Origin of the sequence: Mesorhizobium sp. ORS 3428 (assembly GCF_001854785.1) — a bacterium.
Taxonomy (GTDB): Bacteria; Pseudomonadota; Alphaproteobacteria; order Rhizobiales; family Rhizobiaceae; genus Mesorhizobium.
This window is the reverse complement of the sequence record NZ_MDFL01000105.1, coordinates 1-19,363: the sequence shown is the minus strand read 5'-3', so window position 1 is coordinate 19,363 and position 19,363 is coordinate 1. Positions and strand designations below refer to the sequence as shown.

The following is a 19,363-nucleotide window of genomic DNA, read 5'->3' as shown; positions in this document are numbered from 1 at the left end:
ACCTCGCTTGCGGAAAATGCCGGCATGCAGGAATTCCTCATCCCGGCAAAGCCCGACCTTCAGGCGGCGCGCGAAACCTGGCTGAAATCGCTGGCGCGCGAGCGCCGGCTGTCGCCGGAGACGGTCGAAGCCTATGAGCGCGACACGCGCCAGTTCCTGCATTTCCTGACTGGGCATTGYGGCGGCCCGCCAGGCATCTCCGACATCGCCGGTCTGCGGCCGGCCGATCTGCGCGGCTTTCTCGCCGCGCGCCGCAACGCAGGCGCCGGCGCGCGCACGCTCGGGCGCGGCCTGGCGGGCATCCGCTCGCTGCTGCGTTTTCTCGAACGGCGCGGTCTCGTCAATGCGGCGGGTGCGGCGACGCTGCGCGCGCCGCGCCAGCCGAAATCGCTGCCCAAGCCGCTGACGGCGAGCGATGCGAAACAGGTCGTGGCTGTGGACGGCCAGCTGGCGGAGGAGCCCTGGATCGCCGCCCGCAACGCCGCGGTGCTGACGCTGCTCTACGGTTCCGGCCTGCGCATCTCGGAGGCGCTGGGCCTCACCGGCGTGGATCTCGCCACGGAGGCCGATACCGTGCTGCGCATCACCGGCAAGGGCGGCAAGACGCGGCTGGTGCCGGTGCTTCCGGTAGCGCTCAGGGCGGTTGCGGAATATCGCCGGCTCTGCCCCTTCCATATCGATCCCAAGGGCCTRCTGTTTCGCGGCGCCCGCGGCGGCCCGCTCAACCCGGCAATCATCCAGCGCGAGATGGCGAAGCTGCGCTCGGCGCTTAACCTGCCGGACACGGCGACGCCGCATGCCTTGCGCCATTCCTTCGCCACGCATCTGCTCGGCCGCGGCGGTGACCTGCGCACCATCCAGGAGTTGCTTGGCCACGCCAGCCTGTCGACCACGCAGGTCTATACCGGCGTCGACACGGCAAGGCTGCTCGATATCTACGAACGGGCGCATCCAAGGGCGTAAGCCCCGGACGCACGGGCATTCCGCAAAATTTCGGCCCTCGATTAACGGTTTTGCCGCTTTTGGCGGCTAAGAAGTTGCTTATGAAACGCGTCATCGCCATCGCCGACCGCGCGGCTGTCGTCTCGTTGAAGCTGCTCGCAGCGCTCAACGTGCTGTTTTTCCTGTCGTTCCTCATCGTCTTGCTGCTGGCCGGCTGGGCGCATGCCGAGGCTCCCGCCTGCGGCGGTACTGATCTGCTGGCGGCGCTGCAGAAGAGCGATCCCGCCGCCTACAAGAAGGTCGAGGCAGAGGCCGCCGCCGTTCCAAACGGCAAGGGCCTGCTGTGGAAGCTCGAGAAATCGGGCGAAAAGCCGTCCTACCTCTTCGGCACCATGCATATGACCGACGCGCGCGTCACCACGCTGCCGCCCGCCGCGCGCCAGGCCTATGACGGCGCCGGCACCATCATCATCGAAACGACGGACGCGCTCGACAAGGCCAAGATGATGGCGGCCGTGGYCGCCGAGCCCGGCCTGATGATGTTCACCGACAACACCACGCTGTCGTCGCTGCTGTCGCCCGAGGACGCGGCGATGCTGAACAAGGGGCTCGACGCGCGCGGCATTCCGCCCCTCACCGTCGCCAAGATGAAGCCGTGGATCCTGTCGGCAATGGTGGCGCTGCCGGCCTGCGAGATGGCCCGCCAGGCCGCCGGCGTGCCGGTGCTGGACGTCAAGCTGGCCTCCGACGCCAAAGCCTCGGGAAAGAACGTCGAAGGGCTGGAAACCGCCGCCGATCAGCTGCGCGCCATGGCTTCGCTGCCGCTCGCCTTTCACATGAAGGGGCTGGTCGACACCTTGAAGCTTGGCGACAAGGTGAACGACGTCAACGAGACCATGATCGTGCTCTACCAGCGCGGCGAGGTCGGCATGTTCTGGCCGCTGTTCCGCACAGTTCTGCCGGGCGCCGAAGACGAGAAGGCCGGCTATGCCGCCTTCGAGCAGACCATGATCACCAGCCGCAACAAGGTGATGGCGGAGCATGCCGGGCCGATTCTGGCCAAGGGCAWTGCCTTCATGGCGGTCGGCGCCCTCCACTTGCCCGGCCCTGACGGGCTGGTCGAGGATTTCCGCAAAGCAGGGTATACTGTTACCGCCGTCAACTGAGTCGTCTGGCGGCTGGGAAGCGGAAAACGCCGGTTTTTCAGCGCTTTCCGTCCGCCCGCGTGAAACCCAATGCGGGGTAGCGCGTTGATGGCTATTGCTTGAATCCTTTTATTCCAAGGAGGACACGTTTCATGGCGAACCCTAACGACCCCTTCACCCCTCCGAGCACGCCTCCCTCGTCGGGTGGCGGTGGCAGCGGGTGGCTGATCGCCCTTGTTGTCATTATCCTGGCCATTGTTGCGTATTATGTTTTTGGCAGAACCGGCGGCGAAAAGGCTCCGACGCCCGCCGAGCCTCCGGCCGCAACCACGCCGGCGCCAGCCCCTGCGACGCCTGCTCCTGCTCCTGCGCCGGCACCCGCAACCCCGGCACCCGCGCCAGCACCTGCACCAGCTCCGGCCCCGGCTCCCTCGCCGTCCCCGGCTCCGGCTCAGTAATCGAGCCTGGCTCGACAATGAACGGCCCRCCAAAAGGCGGGCCGTTTTGTTTGAACGATGGCGAGGAGACCTTGTCAGAAACGCGCTCCGGTGACCGCCGGAGCGGGTTTACAAACGGTCTCAAATATGGATCGRCTTGAAGAACGTCGCCAACGCCGCTTCCTTCACCGCTTCCGACATCGTCGGATGCGCGTGGCAGGTGCGGGCCAGGTCTTCCGAGGAGCCGCCGAATTCCATCAGCACCGCCGCCTCGTGGATCATCTCGCCGGCACCGAAGCCGACGATATGGACGCCCAGCACGCGATCGTTTGCCTTGTCGGCCAGGATCTTCACGAAGCCGTCGGTGTGCAGCATGGCGCGCGCGCGGCCGTTGGCGCTGAAGGGGAACTTGCCGACCTTGTATTCGATGCCGGCCCTCTTCAGATCCTCCTCGGTCTTGCCGACTGAGGCGATTTCCGGGCTGGTGTAGACGACGCTCGGGATCACGTCATAGTTCACATGGCCGGCCTGCCCGRCAATCGTCTCGGCCACCGCCACACCCTCGTCCTCTGCCTTGTGCGCCAGCATCGGTCCGGCAATGACGTCGCCGATGGCATAGACGCCGGGTACATTAGTCTTGAGATGCCCGTCGGTCTTGACCCGCCCGCGCTCGTCGACATCGACCCCCGCTTCCTTCAGCCCCAGGCTGTCGGCATAGGGGCGGCGGCCGGTGGCGACCAGCACCACGTCAGCCTCGATCGTTTCCGCGGCACCGCCCTTGACCGGCTCGAAGGTGATGCTGGCGCCCTTCTTGGACTTGGCGACACCGGTGACCTTGGCGCCGAGCTTGAACTCGAAACCCTGCTTGGAAAGCAGCCGCTGGAACTGTTTCGCGACCTCGCCGTCCATGCCGCCGAGGATGGTGTCGAGGAACTCGACGACCGTGACCTTGGCGCCGAGCCGCGCCCAGACGGAGCCGAGCTCCAGCCCGATGACGCCGCCGCCGACCACCACGAGATGGCCCGGCACCTTGGCCAGCGACAGCGCGCCGGTGGAAGACACGATCACCTTCTCGTCGAAATCGACCTTGACGCCCGGGATGCCGGCGACGTCCGAGCCTGTGGCGATGACGATGTTCTTGGTCTCGATCTCCTCGACCTTGCCGTCCTCGCCGGTCACCGACACCTTGCCGGCGCCGATCACCTTGCCGGTGCCGCGAAAACTGTCGATCTTGTTCTTCTTGAACAGGAAGGCGACGCCGTTGACGTTGGAAGCTACCGTCGCGTCCTTGTGCGCCAGCATCTTCTTGAGATTGAGCTTCGGCGCGCCGACCTCGACCCCGAGCGCATCGAAGGTATGGCCGGCCTCCGCGAACACCTCGGAGGCATGGAGCAGCGCCTTCGACGGGATACAGCCGATATTGAGGCAGGTTCCRCCGAAGGTAGCGTTCTTCTCGACCACCGCCGTCTTCAGGCCGAGCTGCGCCGCCTTGATGGCGCAGACATAGCCGCCCGGTCCCGATCCGATGATTACGACGTCATAAGCCATGAAACTGTCCTTCTTATCCGGCCTCAACGGCCGCCGCTCACATTGAGGATCGCGCCCGTTATATAGGAGGCCGCGTCCGACAGAAGATAAAGAACCGCATGCGCGACTTCATCGGCGGTGCCCGCCCGTTTCATCGGCAGCATATCCTGCATCCGCGCTACCCGGTCCGGCTGGCCGCCGGAGGCATGGATCTCGGTGTCGGTGATGCCGGGGCTGACCGCGTTGACGCGGATGCCTTCCAACGCCACCTCGCGCGCCAGTCCGATCGTCATGGTGTCGATCGCGCCCTTGGAGGCGGCGTAGTCGACATATTCGCCGGGCGAGCCCAGCCTGGCCGCCGCCGAGGAGAGATTGACGATGGCGCCGCCTCTGCCGCCATGCCGGGTCGACATGCGTTTCACCGCCTCGCGGGCRCAGAGGAAGGAGCCGACGACATTGATGCGCATCATGCGCTCGACCCGCTCGGCGCTCATCTCGTCGAGGCGTGCCTTGACGTCGACGATGCCGGCATTGTTGACGAAGGCGTCGAGCCGGCCGAAGGCCCGGTCAACCGCCGCGAACATCGCCAGGACATCGGCCTCGTTGCCGACGTCGCCCTTGACCGCAACCGCTTCRTCACCAGTGGCTTTGAGCTCGGCGACGAGTGCATCGGCCGCAGCCTGGTTGGAGACATAGTTGACCGCCACACGATAGCCGGCCTGGACGGCCTGCCGGCAGATGGCCGCGCCGATGCCGCGGCTGCCGCCTGTGACCAGCAGTGTTTTCTTCTCGGTGCTCATTCCTGGCAGCCTTTCAGGGCAAAGACGTCCCACGGCACTTTGGAGAAGCCGGCGGGACCGTAAGCGGCCGACATTTCGAGCGACGGTCCGAGATCCGGCAAGATCAGGCTCTTCGGCGCATCAGCGCCCTCGGYCGGCAGCAGCCCGATGCTGCCCTTGWCATCGGCGCTGTAGATCACGCCTTCCCAGACCGTGCACGCCGCAAGCTCCTCGCCGGTGACGTCGCCGGTCGGRCATTTGTACATCAGCGAGCCGTGAGGGCGCCCGGCGGAGCCTTCGGTCCACATGGCGATGCCGTCGAGCACGGTATTGTTGTCGAGGATCATGCGGAATGTATTGGTGATCGTCGCCGAGGGGCCGGTCGGCGTGAAGTCGATCTCGGCGCCGCTTTGCGCCTCGCCATAGACAGCGAGCTGGATCGGGCAGGCGGCATGGGCATCGGCAGCTATCAGAGCCGCGCCTGCCGCAAGCGCGACCGGCCTCGCGGTGCCGAGCCAACGGGCTTTCATTCGCCGACCCGGCCGCGCACTGCCATACCCCACCTTAGAGATCGAGCACCAGCCGCTCGGGATCCTCCAGGCTTTCCWTGACGCGCACCAGGAAGGTCACCGCTTCCTTGCCGTCGACGATGCGGTGGTCGTAGCTGAGCGCCAGATACATCATCGGGCGGATGACGATCTGGYCGCCGACCACCACTGGCCGCTCCTGGATCTTGTGCATGCCGAGAATGCCCGACTGCGGTGCATTCAGGATCGGCGTCGACATCAGCGAGCCATAAACGCCGCCGTTCGAGATCGTGAAGGTGCCACCCTGCATGTCGGCGACGGAGAGCTTGCCGTCGCGCGCGGCGAGGYCGAGCCGCCCGATCTCCTTCTCTATCTCGGCGATCGACATCTGGTCGGCGTCCCGCACCACCGGAACCACCAAGCCCTTGTCGGTGCCGACGGCGACGCCGACATGGGCAAAATTCTTGTAGATGATGTCGGTGCCGTCGATCTCGGCGTTGACCGCCGGGATCTCCTTGAGCGCATGCGTCACCGCCTTGGTGAAGAAGCCCATGAAGCCGAGCTTCACGCCATGCTTCTTCTCGAACACGTCCTTGTACTTTGCCCTGAGCGCCATCACCGCGCTCATGTCCACCTCGTTGAAGGTGGTGAGCATGGCCGCGGTCGACTGCGCGTCCTTGAGCCGACGTGCGATCGTCTGGCGGAGCTTGGTCATGCGCACGCGCTCCTCGCGCGAGGCATCGTCGGGCGTGGACGGCGCGCGGGCGCTAACAGGCGCTGGCGCCGGGGCCGCCTTCGGTGTCTCGGCCGGCTGCGAGGGCGCGCCCTTGGCGATCGCGTCGAGYACGTCGCCCTTCAGCACCTGGCCGCGCTTGCCGGAACCTGCCAGTTGCTCGACCGCAAGGTTGTTCTCGGCAATCAGCTTGGCCGCCGCGGGCGCCGGCGGCATGGTGCGCGGCTCGATCGGGCCGCCGCCGCCGGCGGTCCTGGCGGTTTCAGCCGAGGCCTGCTTGACCGTCGACGCGGCGTCCGGGCTCGAGGCCTGCGCCACAGCCTGCGGCTTGGTCGCGGGCGCGGCCGCCTCGCCGCCTGCGGCGATCGAGCCGAGCAGCGCGCCGACATTGACCGTCTCGCCTTCCTTGACCGTGATCTCGGAGAGCGTTCCGGCGCTTGCAGCAGGCACCTCCACCGTCACCTTGTCGGTTTCGAGCTCGACCAGCGGCTCGTCGGCGGCGATCGCGTCGCCGACCTTCTTGAACCACTTGCCGACGGTCGCCTCGGTGACGGATTCGCCGAGTGTGGGGACGCGGATTTCGGTAGCCATTGTGCCTGTCCGTTTGTCTCTTCTTGAGGTCTGTTTCGTCCGGTCTGTCTATTCGCCGAGCGCGTCGTCGAGCAAGGCCGCAAGCTGGCTGAGATGCTTCGACATCAATCCGGTCGCCGGCGAAGCCGAGGCCRGCCGGCCGGTGTAGCGCACCCRCTGATGCTTGGCGTCGATATGCGCCAGCACCCATTCGAGATAGGGGTCGATGAACGACCAGGCGCCCATGTTCTTGGGCTCCTCTTGGCACCACACCATCTCGGCATTGCGGAAGCGCGACAGCTCGGTGATCAGCGCCTTGGCCGGGAACGGGTAGAGCTGCTCGACGCGCAGCAGGTAGATGTCGTTGATGCCGCGCTTCTCGCGCTCCTCGTAGAGGTCGTAATAGACCTTGCCCGAGCACAACACGACGCGGCGGATCTTGGAATCCTTGACCAGCTTGATCGGCTGATCCGCCAGAAGTTGCGCATCGTCCCACAACAGCCGGTGGAACGAGCTTTCGCCCGCCATTTCCGACAGCGTCGACACCGCCCGCTTGTGGCGCAGCAGCGACTTCGGCGTCATCAGGATCAGCGGCTTGCGGAAGTCGCGCTTCAGCTGCCGGCGCAGGATATGAAAGTAGTTTGCCGGCGTAGTGACGTTGGCCACCTGCATGTTGTCCTCGGCGCAGAGCTGCAGGAAGCGTTCGAGGCGCGCGGACGAGTGCTCCGGCCCCTGGCCTTCATAGCCATGCGGCAGCAGGCAGACGAGGCCCGACATTCTCAGCCACTTGCGCTCGCCCGACGAGATGAACTGGTCGAACACCACCTGGGCGCCGTTGGCGAAATCGCCGAACTGCGCTTCCCAGAGCGTCAGCGCCTTCGGCTCGGCTAGGCTGTAGCCATATTCGAAGCCCAGCACCGCCTCTTCCGACAGCATCGAGTTGATGACCTCGTAGCCGGCTTGCGCCGCCGACAGGTTGTTGAGCGAGATGTAGCGGGTTTCGTCGCGCWGGTCGTAGAGCACGGAGTGACGCTGCGAGAAGGTGCCGCGCTCCGAATCCTGGCCGGAGAGCCGGATCGGACTGCCGTCGAGCAGGATCGCGCCGAAGGCCAGCGCCTCGGCCGTCGACCAGTCGATGCCTTCGCCGGATTCGATCGCCTGGCGGCGGTTCTCGAGGAAGCGCAGGATCGTCTTGTGCGCCTCGAAATCCTTCGGCACCTCGGTCAGCTTCTTGCCGATTTCCTTCAGCGTGCGGATCGGAACGGCGGTCTTGCCGCGCCGCTGTTCGTCCTGGTTGTCGGCCGTGCGCAGGYCGGACCAGRCGCCRTCCAGCCAGTCGGCCTTGTTCGGCTTGTAGTGCTGGCCGACTTCAAATTCAGCTTCCAGATGCGCGCGCCAATCGGCCCGCATCTTGTCGACCTCGGCCTGAGTGATGTGGCCTTCAGCGATCAGCCGGTCGGCATAGATCTGCACCGTCGTCTTGTGACTGCGGATGCTGCGGTACATGATMGGCTGGGTGAAGGACGGCTCGTCGCCTTCATTGTGGCCGAAGCGGCGGTAGCAGAACATGTCCACCACCACCGGCTTGTGGAACTTCATGCGGAATTCGGTCGCCACCTTGGCGGCGTGCACGACGGCTTCCGGGTCGTCGCCGTTGACGTGGAAGATCGGCGCCTCGATCATCTTGGCCACATCGGACGGATAGGGCGAAGACCGCGAGAAGCGCGGATTGGTGGTGAAGCCGATCTGGTTGTTTATGATGAAATGCAGCGTGCCGGCGACGYGATGGCCGCGCAGGCCGGAGAGCCCGAACATCTCTGCGATCACGCCCTGTCCGGCAAACGCCGCGTCGCCGTGGAGCAGGAGCGGCATGACCTTGGCGCGCTCCGACAGCGGCACGATCTCGCCGCGCTCGCGACCGGCAAGCTGGTCCTGCTTGGCGCGCGCCTTGCCCATGACCACGGGGTCGACGATTTCCAGATGCGAGGGATTGGCGGTCAGCGACAGGTGCACCTTGTTGCCGTCGAACTCGCGGTCCGACGAGGCGCCGAGATGGTACTTCACGTCGCCCGATCCTTCGACATCGTCGGGCGCGGCCGAGCCGCCCTTGAATTCGTGGAAGATGGCGCGGTGCGGCTTGCCCATCACCTGGGAAAGCACGTTGAGGCGGCCGCGATGCGCCATGCCGAGCACCACTTCCTTCAGGCCGAGCTGGCCGCCGCGCTTGATGATCTGCTCCAGCGCCGGGATCAGCGACTCGCCGCCGTCGAGGCCGAAGCGCTTTGTGCCCTTGTACTTGACGTCGATATACTGCTCGAAGCCCTCGGCCTCGATCAGCTTCGACAGGATCGCCTTCTTGCCCGTGGCGGTGAAGGTGATCTCCTTGTCGGCGCCTTCGATGCGCGCCTGGATCCAGGCCTTCTCCTCGGGGTCGGAGATGTGCATGAACTCGACGCCGAGCGTCGAGCAATAGGTGCGGGTGAGGATGTCCAGCATCTGCCGGATGGTGCCGAATTCGAGGCCCAGCACATTGTCGAGGAAGATCGGCCGGTCGTAATCGGCTTCGGTGAAGCCGTAATTCGCCGGGGACAGCTCGTTATAGTCCTCGAGCGGCTTGGCGATGCCCAGCGGATCGAGATTGGCGTGCAAATGGCCGCGCATGCGGTAGGCGCGGATCATCATGATGGCGCGAACGGAATCGCGCGTCGCCTGATGCACGTCGGCGTCGGAAAGGGCGGCGCCGTTGACGACCGCCTTCTCCTTCACCTTCTTTTCGATGYGCTTCTCGATCAGGCCCCAATTGCCGTCGAGCGCCGAAACCAGCTCGCCATTGGTCTGCAGCGGCCAGGAGGGCTTCGCCCAGGAGGCACCGGTGGCGTTCTTGCGGACGTCGCCGGCGTCGTCCTTCAACGTCGCGAAGAAGTTCCRCCATTCAGGATCGACGGAAGCCGGATCGTCTTCATAGGTGGCATAGAGCGCGTCGATATAATCGGCGTTGCCGCCGTAGAGAAACGAGGTGAGAGAGAATTGGTCGTTGGCCTGATCTTGTCTTGCCATTTTCGTCTGCGGAGCCTGGCTCCGTCTCCTTCTTGGAGCGAATAGTGAGTAGCGAATAGGGACTTCTTCCGCTCGCGCCGCTACCCTTGTCTTTCCTATTCGCTATTCACTACTCGCTACTCACTAACCCTTGATCGCCTCGACCAGCGTCGTGCCGAGCCGCGCCGGCGAAGGCGAGACGCGGATGYCCGCCGACTCCATCGCTGCGATCTTGTCTTCCGCGCCGCCCTTGCCGCCGGAGATCACCGCGCCCGCGTGGCCCATGGTGCGGCCGGCCGGCGCCGTGCGCCCGGCGATGAAACCCGCCATCGGCTTCTTGCGGCCGCGCTTGGCCTCGTCCTTGAGGAACTGCGCGGCGTCTTCCTCGGCCGAGCCGCCGATCTCGCCGATCATGATGATCGACTTGGTCTCGTCGTCGGCAAGGAACATCTCGAGCACGTCGATGAACTCCGTGCCTTTGACCGGATCGCCGCCGATGCCGACAGCGGTGGTCTGGCCGAGGCCGACATTGYTGGTCTGGAAGACCGCCTCATAGGTAAGTGTTCCCGAACGGGAAACAACGCCGACCGAGCCCTTGCGGAAGATGTTGCCGGGCATGATGCCGATCTTGCATTCGTCGGGCGTGAGCACGCCAGGGCAGTTCGGGCCGATCAGCCGCGACTTGGAGCGATCGAGCCGCGCCTTGACCTTGACCATGTCCATCACCGGGATGCCCTCGGTGATGCAGACGATGAGCGGGATCTCGGCCTCGATCGCCTCGATGATGGCCTCCGCGGCCCCTGCCGGAGGCACATAGACGACGGAGGCGTTGGCACCGGTCTTTTCCTTGCCCTCGGCGACCGTGGCGAAGATCGGGAGGGTCTCGCCCTTCGCGCCGGTCCAGGTCTCGCCGCCCTTCTTCGGATGGATGCCGCCAACCATCTCGGTGCCGTGATAGGCCAGCGCCTGCTCGGTGTGGAACGTGCCGGTCTTGCCGGTCAGGCCTTGGACCAGCACCTTGGTGTTCTTGTCGACGAGAATGGACATATTTAGCGACCTGATCAGTGAGTGCGGAACGGGTTGATGGCGACCACGGAGCCGTAAGCCTGCCCGTGATTGAGGTCTTCGGTGTAAAGCGTCTTGACGCCAAGCCGCTCGGCGGCGGCGATAATTGCGCCATCCCAATAGGGAATCTGGTAGCGCTGCGCGTTCTCGATGCCCCGCATGACGACCGCACTGTCCAGATCCTGGCAGGGTTTCATGGAGATCGCGGCGACCCATTCGGCCGCCTTCGCCGGCGCCAGGGTGACGTCCGCTCGTTTGGTTACGTTCACGTAGAATTCCTGCAGCACCTGTGCGGAGGTCGAATAGTCCTCTTTGGCGATCAACTCCACGGCGCGCTCATATTTCGCGCGCTCGGATTTGTGTCCGATGGCGGCATAGACGAGTACGTTGGTGTCGAGGAAGCACTCAGCGATCATAGAGGGCTTCCCGGTTCCATTTCTTGTCGCCCATGTCGCCCGCCGCCTCCTGCGCAAGCTTCAGCAGCGCCATCCGCGCCTCGTCCTTGGCGCGCCGTTTCGCGRCCACCGATGCGAAAAACTCCCGCACCATGCCATTGACGGTCGTTCGCTGTTCGGCGGCCRCCAGCCTGACCTGTTCCAGAACCTCGTCGTCAACCGCCAGAGTGATGTTCTTCATTTCCCTTTCTCCTCCGATCTGTCACACAGTATATGTGTAACTGTGCAACAGTCGCAAGTTGGCGGCCGACACCGCTTCCGCGCCGCGCCACGCGTCGACCAGCGCCTGCAGGCGGTGTTCTGCCGAAAGCGCGAAAGTGGGAGCCGTGTTCATGGYCAGAGCCGCTTGAGAGGATTAGCCCTTCACCGCCTTGACGATTTTCTTGGCCGCGTCGTCGAGGTCGTCGGCGGAGACGACGTTCAGGCCGCTGTCGTTGATGATCTTCTTGCCGAGCTCGGCATTGGTGCCTTCGAGCCGCACCACCAGCGGCACTTTCAGCCCGACTTCCTTGACCGCGGCGATCACGCCCTCGGCGATGACGTCGCATTTCATGATGCCGCCGAAGATGTTGATCAGTATGCCTTCGACCGCCGGGTCCTTGGTGATGATCTTGAACGCCGCCGTCACCTTCTCCTTCGAGGCGCCGCCGCCGACGTCGAGGAAGTTGGCCGGCTCCRCGCCGTAGAGCTTGATGATGTCCATCGTCGCCATGGCGAGGCCGGCGCCGTTGACCATGCAGCCGATATTGCCGTCGAGCGCGACATAGGCGAGGTCAAATTTCGACGCCTCGATTTCCTTCTCGTCCTCTTCGGTGGTGTCGCGCAGCTCCATCACTTCGGGATGGCGGAAGAGAGCATTGTTGTCGAACGATACCTTGGCGTCGAGGACGCGCAGGTGGCCGTCCTTCATGACGATCAGCGGGTTGACCTCGAGCAGGCTCATGTCCTTCTCGACGAAAGCCTTGTAGAGCGTGGGGAACAGCGCGGCACCGTCCTTGGCGGCGTCGCCGTCGAGCTTCAGCGCGGCATTGAGCTTCTTCACGTCATCCGCCGTCACGCCCTTTTCCGGGTCGATGGCGACGGTGAGGATCTTCTCCGGCGTGTCATGCGCGACCGCCTCGATGTCCATGCCGCCCTCGGTCGAGACGACGAAGGCGATGCGCCCGACCGACCGGTCGACCAGGATCGACAGATAGAGCTCGCGCTCGATGTCGGCGCCGTCCTCGATATAGAGGCGGTTGACCTGCTTGCCGGCCGGGCCGGTCTGCTTGGTGACCAGCGTGTGGCCAAGCATTTCCTTGGCGTTGGCGGCAACCTCGGCCGGCGACTTCGCCAGGCGCACGCCGCCCTTGGCGTCCGGGCCGAGCTCCTTGAACTTGCCCTTGCCGCGTCCGCCGGCATGGATCTGGCTCTTCACAACATAGAGCGGACCGGGCAGCGCCTTGGCGGCGGCTTCCRCCTCGCTTGCGTTGAACACCGGCGCTCCTTGGGCGACCGGAGCGCCGAAGGTCTTCAGCAGCGCCTTGGCCTGATACTCATGGATGTTCATGCGCTTTGTCTCCGGGGAGGGGCGATTACTTGCCGGCGAGTTGCGGGGCGATCTTGACGCAGGCTTCGGTGAGGCCCTGCACGGCCGCCACCGAATGGTCGAACATCTTCTGCTCGGCCTTGGAAAGGTCGATCTCGATGACGCGCTCGACGCCGCCGGCGCCAATCACCACCGGCACGCCGACATAGGTGTTCTTGACGCCATATTGGCCCGACAGGTGCGCCGCGCAAGGCAGCACGCGCTTCTTGTCCTTGAGGTAGGATTCCGCCATGGCGATTGCCGACGCGGCGGGCGCGTAATATGCGGAGCCGGTCTTGAGCAGGCCGACGATCTCGGCGCCGCCGTCGCGGGTGCGCTGCACGATTTTGTCGAGCTTATCCTGCGAGGTCCAACCCATCTTGACGAGATCGGGCAGCGGGATGCCCGACACCGTCGAATAGCGGATCATCGGCACCATGGAATCGCCGTGGCCGCCGAGCACGAAGGCGGTGACGTCCTCGACCGAGACCTTGAACTCTTCGGCCAGGAAATAGCGGAAACGGGCGCTGTCGAGCACGCCCGCCATGCCGACGACATGGCTGGTCGGCAGCCCCGAGAACTTCTGCAGCGCCCAGACCATGGCGTCGAGCGGGTTGGTGATGCAGACGACGAAGGCCTTCGGCGCGTATTTCTTCAAGCCCGCGCCAACCTGTTCCATGACCTTGAGGTTGATGCCGAGCAGGTCGTCTCGGCTCATGCCGGGCTTGCGCGGCACGCCGGCGGTGACGATGCAGACATCCGCGCCCTCGATGCCGGCATAGTCGTTGACGCCGGTCAGCCTGGCGTCGAACCCGTCGACCGGCGACGACTGGGCGATGTCAAGACCTTTGCCCTGCGGGATGCCCTCGGYGATATCGAACAGCACCACGTCGCCGAGATCCTTGAGGCCGATCATATGGGCGAGCGTGCCGCCGATCATGCCCGAGCCGATAAGCGCTATCTTGTTGCGTGCCATGTCAGGATGTTTTYCCTTTGTGTGTGACCGTGCCTCAAATCCTTGCAGACTTGATGACGGGTCGAGGAGGCTGRAGGTGCTGTGATGTCCCGCGAGATTTCGCCGCACCCAATAGCTCCGGCGCGGACGAAATTCAAACGATTATTTTGAGCCCAGTGTTTTCAATCGGTTAGATGCTTTGGGAATTACGTAAGCGTCAAAATTCATGAGCCGGCTGCGAGGAATCTACACAATGAACGTCGAAATCAGAAGGCTTCGTAGCGGCGATGACGCCGTTGTGATGCGCCTCGCCGAAGAGGTCTTCGACGAGCCTATCCGCCCCGATCGTCTCGCTGCCTATCTCGCCTCGCCGGGCCATTTCATGATCGTCGCTATAGTTGACGGCATCGTGGTCGGCCAGTGCGCAGCCGTCATCCACCGCCATCCCGACAAGGTGAGCGAACTCTACATCGACGAGGTCGGCGTGGCGCCGTCCTTCCGGCGGCATGGCATCGCGCGAAAGATGCTCGACGCYATGTTCGAGCTTGGCCGCGAGGATGGCTGCGAGGAGGCCTGGGTCGGCACCGAGCCCGACAACGGGCCGGCACGGGCGCTTTACGAAAAGCGATCCGAGCCGCACGGCCTCGCCGAGGATTTCGTCATGTATGTGTATGAGCTTTCGAGATAGCCGAAGAACCTTTCCTCAGCGAACCGCTTTCTCGCCACCCGCCGCGGTGATCACCCCGACGATGATCAGCCCCGTCAGCACCAGCCGCACGCCGGCGCTAACGCCGRATGTGTTGAGCATGGTGAGCAGCAGCACCAGGAACAGGCCGGCGCCCCACACGCCCGGCACGTTCGCCTTGCCGCCCGCGACCGATGTGCCGCCGATGACCACGACGGCGATCGAGGCGAGCAGATATTCGTTGCCGATATCGACATTGGCGCCGCGGAAATAGCCGGCAAGCAGCGCCCCGTCGATGCCGCCGAGCGCGCCGCACAGCGTATAGGTGATGAAGCGGATGYGGCCGACATTGACCCCGGCGAGCCAGGCGGCACGGATATTCTGGCCGATTGCCAGCACCGAACGGCCATAGATCATGCGCTGCAAAGCAAGTGCTGCGCCAACGGTAAACAGCACCGTCAGCATTGCCAGCACCGGAATGCCGAGGAACTGCCAGTTGGTGAAATCGGCAAAGCCCGGCGGCGGCTTGATCTGCAGGCCGCGGCCATAGCTGATGTCAACCGACTGGATGATGAAACTCGCCGACAGGGTCGCGATGATCGGCGGGATCCTGAGCGCCCAGATCAGCAGATAGTTGATGGCGCCGATGGCCGCGCCGCAGGCGAGCGCGGCGAGGAGCCCGACAAGGATCATGGAATCGCTGCCGYCCATCACCTTCATCGCCACCGCGCTTGCAAGCCCGATATTGGCCGGCAGCGACAGGTCGACATTGCCCGGCCCCAGCGTGATGACGAACATCTGACCGACGCCGACGATGACGGTGAAGACGGCGAGCGAAAGCGCGGCCGTGACCATGCCGCCGGCGCCGTAGCCGCCGGTGAAGACGACGGTCGCCACCCACACCACAAGCGCGCCGACGAAGGACCAGAGCCAGGGCTTTGCAAGCAACATCCGCAGCGAGGCCATCGCTCACCTCTCCCTGCGGCTGATAAGCACCCGCGCCGCCAATACGATGATCAGGATGGCGCCATTGGCGGCGACCTGCCAGTCCGGCGGGATGTGCATGAAAGTCAGGAGCGGCGAGGCGGCGAGCGCCAGCGTCAGCGCGCCGATGACCGCGCCGATCGGCGACACGCGGCCGCCGACGAACTCACCGCCGCCAAGAATGACGCCGGCTATCGAAAGCAGCGTGTAGCCGTTGCCGATATTGGCGTCTGCTGAGGTGGTGATGCCGATGAGCGCCATGCCCGAGAGCACGCCGAACAGTCCCGTCAGCGCGAAGAGCACGATCTTGGTCCTCAGCAGCGACCARCCGGCGCGCCTGAGCGCCGCGGCATTGCCRCCGGAACCGCGCAGGATGACGCCGTAAGAGGTGCRCATCAGGCCGAAATGCACCGCGGCCGCGATCAGCAGCGCCGCAAGGATCGGGAATGGGACGTAAGGCGGCTTGAACGCCAGGATCGCCAGCAGCCAGTCGGGCGCCTTGCCGCCCGGCTTCGGCAGGATGAGGATGGYAAGCCCCTGCCAGACGAAGCTCATGCCGAGCGTCACCACGATCGAGGGCAGGTTGCGCAGATGAATCAGCGCACCGAGCAGAGCGTAGACGCCGACCGAGCCGAGCAGCACCGCGATGCCGATGAGCGGCGCGTCCCGGAGCCACGTGGCGGTGACGCAACCGACGAAGCCGACAAAGGTGCCGACCGAGAGGTCCAGCTCATTGCCGGCGATGACGAACATCTGCGCGATCGTCGCCAGCGCAATCGGTATCGCCAGGTTGAGCATCAGGTTGAAGCCGAAATAGCTGATGGCGCGGGGATTGAGCCAGGCGATCGCCATCAGCACCAGCGCCAGCGACAGCGCCGGCAAGAGGCTGCGCARCATGCGCGCCCTGGCCGCGTTGCCGCGTGGCGAGGATTTCGGGACCGTACCGGGAGCGATCGCCGTCATGTCAGGCAGCATCGCCGAACGAGGACTGGATGATCTTTTCCTCCGTCAGTTCGTCGCGCCTGAGATTGGCGACGATCCGCCCGTTCTTGAAGACATAGACATGGTCGCAATTGTCGAGCTCTTCGGTTTCGGTCGTGTACCAGAGGAAGGTGCGGCCCTTGGCTGCCTCCTCGCGCACGAGGTCGTAGACTTCGAGCTTGGTTCCGACGTCGACGCCGCGCATCGGATCGTCCATCAGCACGATCTCGGCGTCGGAGCCGAGCGCGCGGGCAAACAGCGCCTTCTGCTGGTTGCCGCCCGACAGCGAATAGATGTTGTTGTYCATGTCCGGTGTGCGGATGCCGATCTTCTTCTTCCAGAACGCGGCCAGCTCCGCCTCGCGCTGCGGCGAGATCAACAGGCCGCTGCGCAGGCGCTGAAGCGAACGAATGCCGATGTTCTGCGCGATCGACCATTGCGCAAAGATGCCGTCCGACTGGCGGTCGCCAGCGACCAGCGCCACCGGCGCCGTCACCGCGATGCCGGCCCTGGCGCGGGAGGCCGCGGCGAAGATCGCCAGCAGCAGGTCCGTCTGGCCGTGCCCGGCAAGCCCCGCGAGCCCGATGATCTCGCCGGCTCGCGCCACAAGCTCCTGGCCGTCCTGCTGCCGCGCCGGGCGCGCCTGCACTCTCAGCGTCCCGGCCTCGGCCTTGCGCGTCTCTTTAGCGGTCCGCTGATGACCTTCGGCGCCGCCCATGGCAGCGACCAGCTTGTCCCGGTTGAACGCCTTTGCGGCGTCCGCCGCCACCACCTTGCCGTCGCGCATCACCACGATGCGGTCGGCATTCTGCAGCACCTCGCCCAGTACGTGCGAGATCAGGATGCAACTGCCGCCATTCTCGACGAAGCGGCGCACGAAGGCGAGCAGCTGGCCGGCCGTATGCGCATCGAGCGACGAGGTCGGCTCGTCGAGGATGACCAGGTGCAGCGGCTCGCGGGTCAGYGTGAAGGCGCGCGCCACCTCCACCATCTGCCGCCTTCCGATCGACAGGTCTCCGGCAATGTCGTCCGCAGAGATGCCGTGATCGGGGAAAATCTCGTCGAGCTTGGCCTGGATGAGATCGGCGGCCTTGCGCCGCCAGCCGAAACCTCTGAGCGATGGATGGTTGATGCGCGTGTTCTCGGCGACGCTGAGGTTTGGGCACAGCGACAGTTCCTGGAAGACGCAGCGTATGCCGAGCTCGAGCGCGCGCGCCACCGAATAGCTCGCTTCGGCATTGCCGCGCACGGCAATTTGCCCGCCATCCGGCCGCAGCGTGCCCGCCACCATATGCATGAGCGTCGACTTGCCGGCGCCGTTGTGCCCGACCAATCCGACGCATTCGCCGGCGCCGACATGGAAATCGACGCCGTTGAGCGCGCGGACGGCGCCGAAGTGTTTTTCGGCGCCGTCCAGCCTGACGATATCTGCAATAGCCTGAAGCATCCTCAACGATATCCGGTTGGCGATGCGGCTGGCAATCTTCGCGCCGCTATTGCTTGATGTTGGCCTTGATGGCCGCGATGGCATCGTCCTGCGTGTATTCATGCGTGGCGACGCCGCCTTCCTTGATCTTCGGCAGCGCGGCTTCGAAATCATCCTGGGTGAAGGYGAGATAGGGCACCAGGAGATCGTGCGGYACGTCCTTGCGGCCGTCGAGCACCTGCTGCGCAACCCAGAAGGCGAGCGTCGAGACGCCCGGCGCGAYCGAGGCCGACCAGGTCTTGTAGCCGTCCTTCTCCTTCTGCTCCTTCCACCACTTCAGCTCGTCCTGGCGGTTGCCCATGATGATGGTCGGGCGCGGCTTCTTAGCTGCGGCGAAGGCCTGCGCGGCGCCATAGCCGTCGCCACCCTGGTCGACGATGCCGACGATATCGGGCAGCGACGGCAGGATGGTCGCCACCGCCTTCTGCGCCGTGGTCTGGTCCCAGTCGCCGGTCACCGAGCCGACGATCTTGAACTCGGGATGGGCGGCAACGCCTTCGAGGATGCCGGCATGGATGGCATCGTCGATCGAGGTGCCGGCAAGCCCGCGAATCTCGAGCAGATTGCCGCCCTTCGGCTGGAATTTGGCCATCTGCTCGACTTCCTGCTTACCCATATCCTTGAAGTCGACGACGACGCGGTAGGCGCAAGGCTCGGTGACGATGCCGTCGAAGGAGACGACGACGATGCCGGCGTCGCAAGCCTGCTTGATGGCGCCGTTCAGCGCATCCGGCGAGGCGGAGTTGATCACGATAGCATCGTAGCCCTGCAGGATGAGGTTCTGCACCTGCGCGGCCTGGGTCGGCACTTCTTTGTCGGCAGTGGTGAAGACGTCGGCCGCCGCGACCACCTTGTCCTCGACCGCCTTCTTGGTGACGATGCCATAGCTGTCGAGCATCGCCTGGCGCCAGGAGTYGCCGGCGTAATTGTTGGAGAAGGCGATCTTCTTGCCGCTCGTGTCGGCAAGCGCCGTGCCCGAGGCGARCATGGCTGCGAAGGCACTCAAGACCAGTAGTTTCTTCATGTCATTATCCTCCCAGATGTGTTGACTGCTGCACTTCCATCGGCCCCTCCGAGCCGGCTTCACTCCACTTCGATCCGAGCGCTGCCGCTCAAAACAGCCTCAGCCCCGGCACACGCACCCTCAGCCGGTAAAGCGACGTCGAGGCGGCGATGTAGAGGCTCCTCAGATCATCGTCGCCGAAGGTGAAATTGGCACAATATTCGGGTGTCGCAATGATGCCGAGGAGATCGCCGGAGGCGTCGAAGACATGGATGCCGCCGGGTCCGGTGCAATAAAGGTTTCCCCGACTGTCGATCTTCATTCCGTCCGGCGACCCAGGCTCGGCGCCCTCCGTCACCGCCCACACCGCGCCGCCGTTGAGGTCGCCATTCACTTCCACGCCGAACACCCTTATGTGTCCGCGCTCGGTATCGTTGACGAACAGCCGCGATTCATCGAGCGAAAAGCAGAGGCCGTTTGGTTGCA

General features: G+C 64.7%; 18 protein-coding genes. 3 read left to right on the top strand and 15 right to left on the bottom strand.

Annotation, left to right across the window (positions count from 1 at the left end):
- The first annotated feature begins 24 nt into the window (after positions 1–24).
- The gene (locus ORS3428_RS09740) at positions 25–963 is read left to right on the top strand and encodes a tyrosine recombinase XerC (RefSeq protein ID WP_071096856.1); all 939 of its coding nucleotides are present in this window, start codon (positions 25–27) and stop codon (positions 961–963) included.
- Positions 964–1,043: 80 nt separating this feature from the next.
- A complete protein-coding gene (locus tag ORS3428_RS09735) occupies positions 1,044–2,108 on the top strand; it encodes a TraB/GumN family protein (protein WP_071096854.1) in 1,065 nt (354 codons plus the stop codon).
- A gap of 557 nt (positions 2,109–2,665) precedes the next feature.
- Here the strand turns inward: ORS3428_RS09735 and lpdA are convergent.
- The 10 genes from lpdA to mdh form a co-directional block, all read right to left on the bottom strand.
- On the bottom strand, positions 2,666–4,072 hold the full coding sequence (gene lpdA / locus ORS3428_RS09730) for a dihydrolipoyl dehydrogenase (protein WP_071096898.1): 1,407 nt from the start codon (positions 4,070–4,072) through the stop codon (positions 2,666–2,668).
- A gap of 23 nt (positions 4,073–4,095) precedes the next feature.
- Entirely contained in the window at positions 4,096–4,851 is a 756-nt protein-coding gene (locus tag ORS3428_RS09725) for a glucose 1-dehydrogenase (RefSeq protein WP_071096847.1), read from the bottom strand.
- Positions 4,848–5,360 (bottom strand): hypothetical protein, encoded by a 513-nt coding sequence (locus tag ORS3428_RS09720; RefSeq protein WP_108723027.1) that lies wholly within the window; start codon positions 5,358–5,360, stop codon positions 4,848–4,850. Before ORS3428_RS09720 ends, ORS3428_RS09725 begins: the two co-directional genes overlap by 4 nt.
- A 34-nt stretch (positions 5,361–5,394) precedes the next feature.
- Positions 5,395–6,681: a 2-oxoglutarate dehydrogenase complex dihydrolipoyllysine-residue succinyltransferase gene (gene odhB / locus ORS3428_RS09715; RefSeq protein ID WP_071096845.1), complete on the bottom strand. Its 1,287-nt coding sequence runs from the start codon at positions 6,679–6,681 to the stop codon at positions 5,395–5,397.
- Positions 6,682–6,729: 48 nt separating this feature from the next.
- A complete protein-coding gene (locus tag ORS3428_RS09710) occupies positions 6,730–9,717 on the bottom strand; it encodes a 2-oxoglutarate dehydrogenase E1 component (protein WP_071096843.1) in 2,988 nt (995 codons plus the stop codon).
- 123 nt (positions 9,718–9,840) lie between these two features.
- On the bottom strand, positions 9,841–10,743 hold the full coding sequence (gene sucD, locus ORS3428_RS09705) for a succinate--CoA ligase subunit alpha (protein WP_071096841.1): 903 nt from the start codon (positions 10,741–10,743) through the stop codon (positions 9,841–9,843).
- Positions 10,744–10,757: 14 nt separating this feature from the next.
- Complete coding sequence (locus ORS3428_RS09700; RefSeq protein ID WP_071096838.1) at positions 10,758–11,177, bottom strand: PIN domain-containing protein; 420 nt, start codon at positions 11,175–11,177, stop codon at positions 10,758–10,760.
- Entirely contained in the window at positions 11,167–11,397 is a 231-nt protein-coding gene (locus ORS3428_RS09695; protein ID WP_071096836.1) for a hypothetical protein, read from the bottom strand. Before ORS3428_RS09695 ends, ORS3428_RS09700 begins: the two co-directional genes overlap by 11 nt.
- A gap of 174 nt (positions 11,398–11,571) precedes the next feature.
- Positions 11,572–12,765 (bottom strand): ADP-forming succinate--CoA ligase subunit beta, encoded by a 1,194-nt coding sequence (gene sucC / locus ORS3428_RS09690; RefSeq protein WP_071096834.1) that lies wholly within the window; start codon positions 12,763–12,765, stop codon positions 11,572–11,574.
- A 25-nt stretch (positions 12,766–12,790) separates the two neighbouring features.
- Positions 12,791–13,759 carry a malate dehydrogenase gene (gene mdh / locus ORS3428_RS09685; RefSeq protein ID WP_071096832.1) on the bottom strand — a complete coding sequence of 323 codons (969 nt, stop codon included), beginning with the start codon at positions 13,757–13,759 and terminating at the stop codon, positions 12,791–12,793.
- 232 nt (positions 13,760–13,991) lie between these two features.
- On the opposite strand from mdh, the gene ORS3428_RS09680 reads away from it, so the two are divergent.
- Positions 13,992–14,426, top strand: a complete 435-nt coding sequence (locus ORS3428_RS09680) for a GNAT family N-acetyltransferase (RefSeq protein ID WP_071096830.1) — start codon at positions 13,992–13,994, stop codon at positions 14,424–14,426.
- Positions 14,427–14,441: 15 nt separating this feature from the next.
- On the opposite strand, the gene ORS3428_RS09675 is transcribed toward ORS3428_RS09680, so the two are convergent.
- The 5 genes from ORS3428_RS09675 to ORS3428_RS09655 form a co-directional block, all read right to left on the bottom strand.
- Positions 14,442–15,389, bottom strand: a complete 948-nt coding sequence (locus ORS3428_RS09675; RefSeq protein ID WP_071096828.1) for an ABC transporter permease — start codon at positions 15,387–15,389, stop codon at positions 14,442–14,444.
- Between the two features lie 3 nt (positions 15,390–15,392).
- Positions 15,393–16,370: an ABC transporter permease gene (locus tag ORS3428_RS09670; protein WP_071096894.1), complete on the bottom strand. Its 978-nt coding sequence runs from the start codon at positions 16,368–16,370 to the stop codon at positions 15,393–15,395.
- A gap of 1 nt (position 16,371) precedes the next feature.
- A complete protein-coding gene (locus ORS3428_RS09665) occupies positions 16,372–17,835 on the bottom strand; it encodes a sugar ABC transporter ATP-binding protein (RefSeq protein WP_071096825.1) in 1,464 nt (487 codons plus the stop codon).
- Between the two features lie 46 nt (positions 17,836–17,881).
- Positions 17,882–18,898, bottom strand: coding sequence for an ABC transporter substrate-binding protein (locus ORS3428_RS09660; RefSeq protein ID WP_071096822.1), 1,017 nt, complete (start codon positions 18,896–18,898; stop codon positions 17,882–17,884).
- Between the two features lie 88 nt (positions 18,899–18,986).
- On the bottom strand, positions 18,987–19,363 hold a 377-nt coding region (locus tag ORS3428_RS09655; RefSeq protein WP_131802872.1), incomplete at its 5' end, for an SMP-30/gluconolactonase/LRE family protein.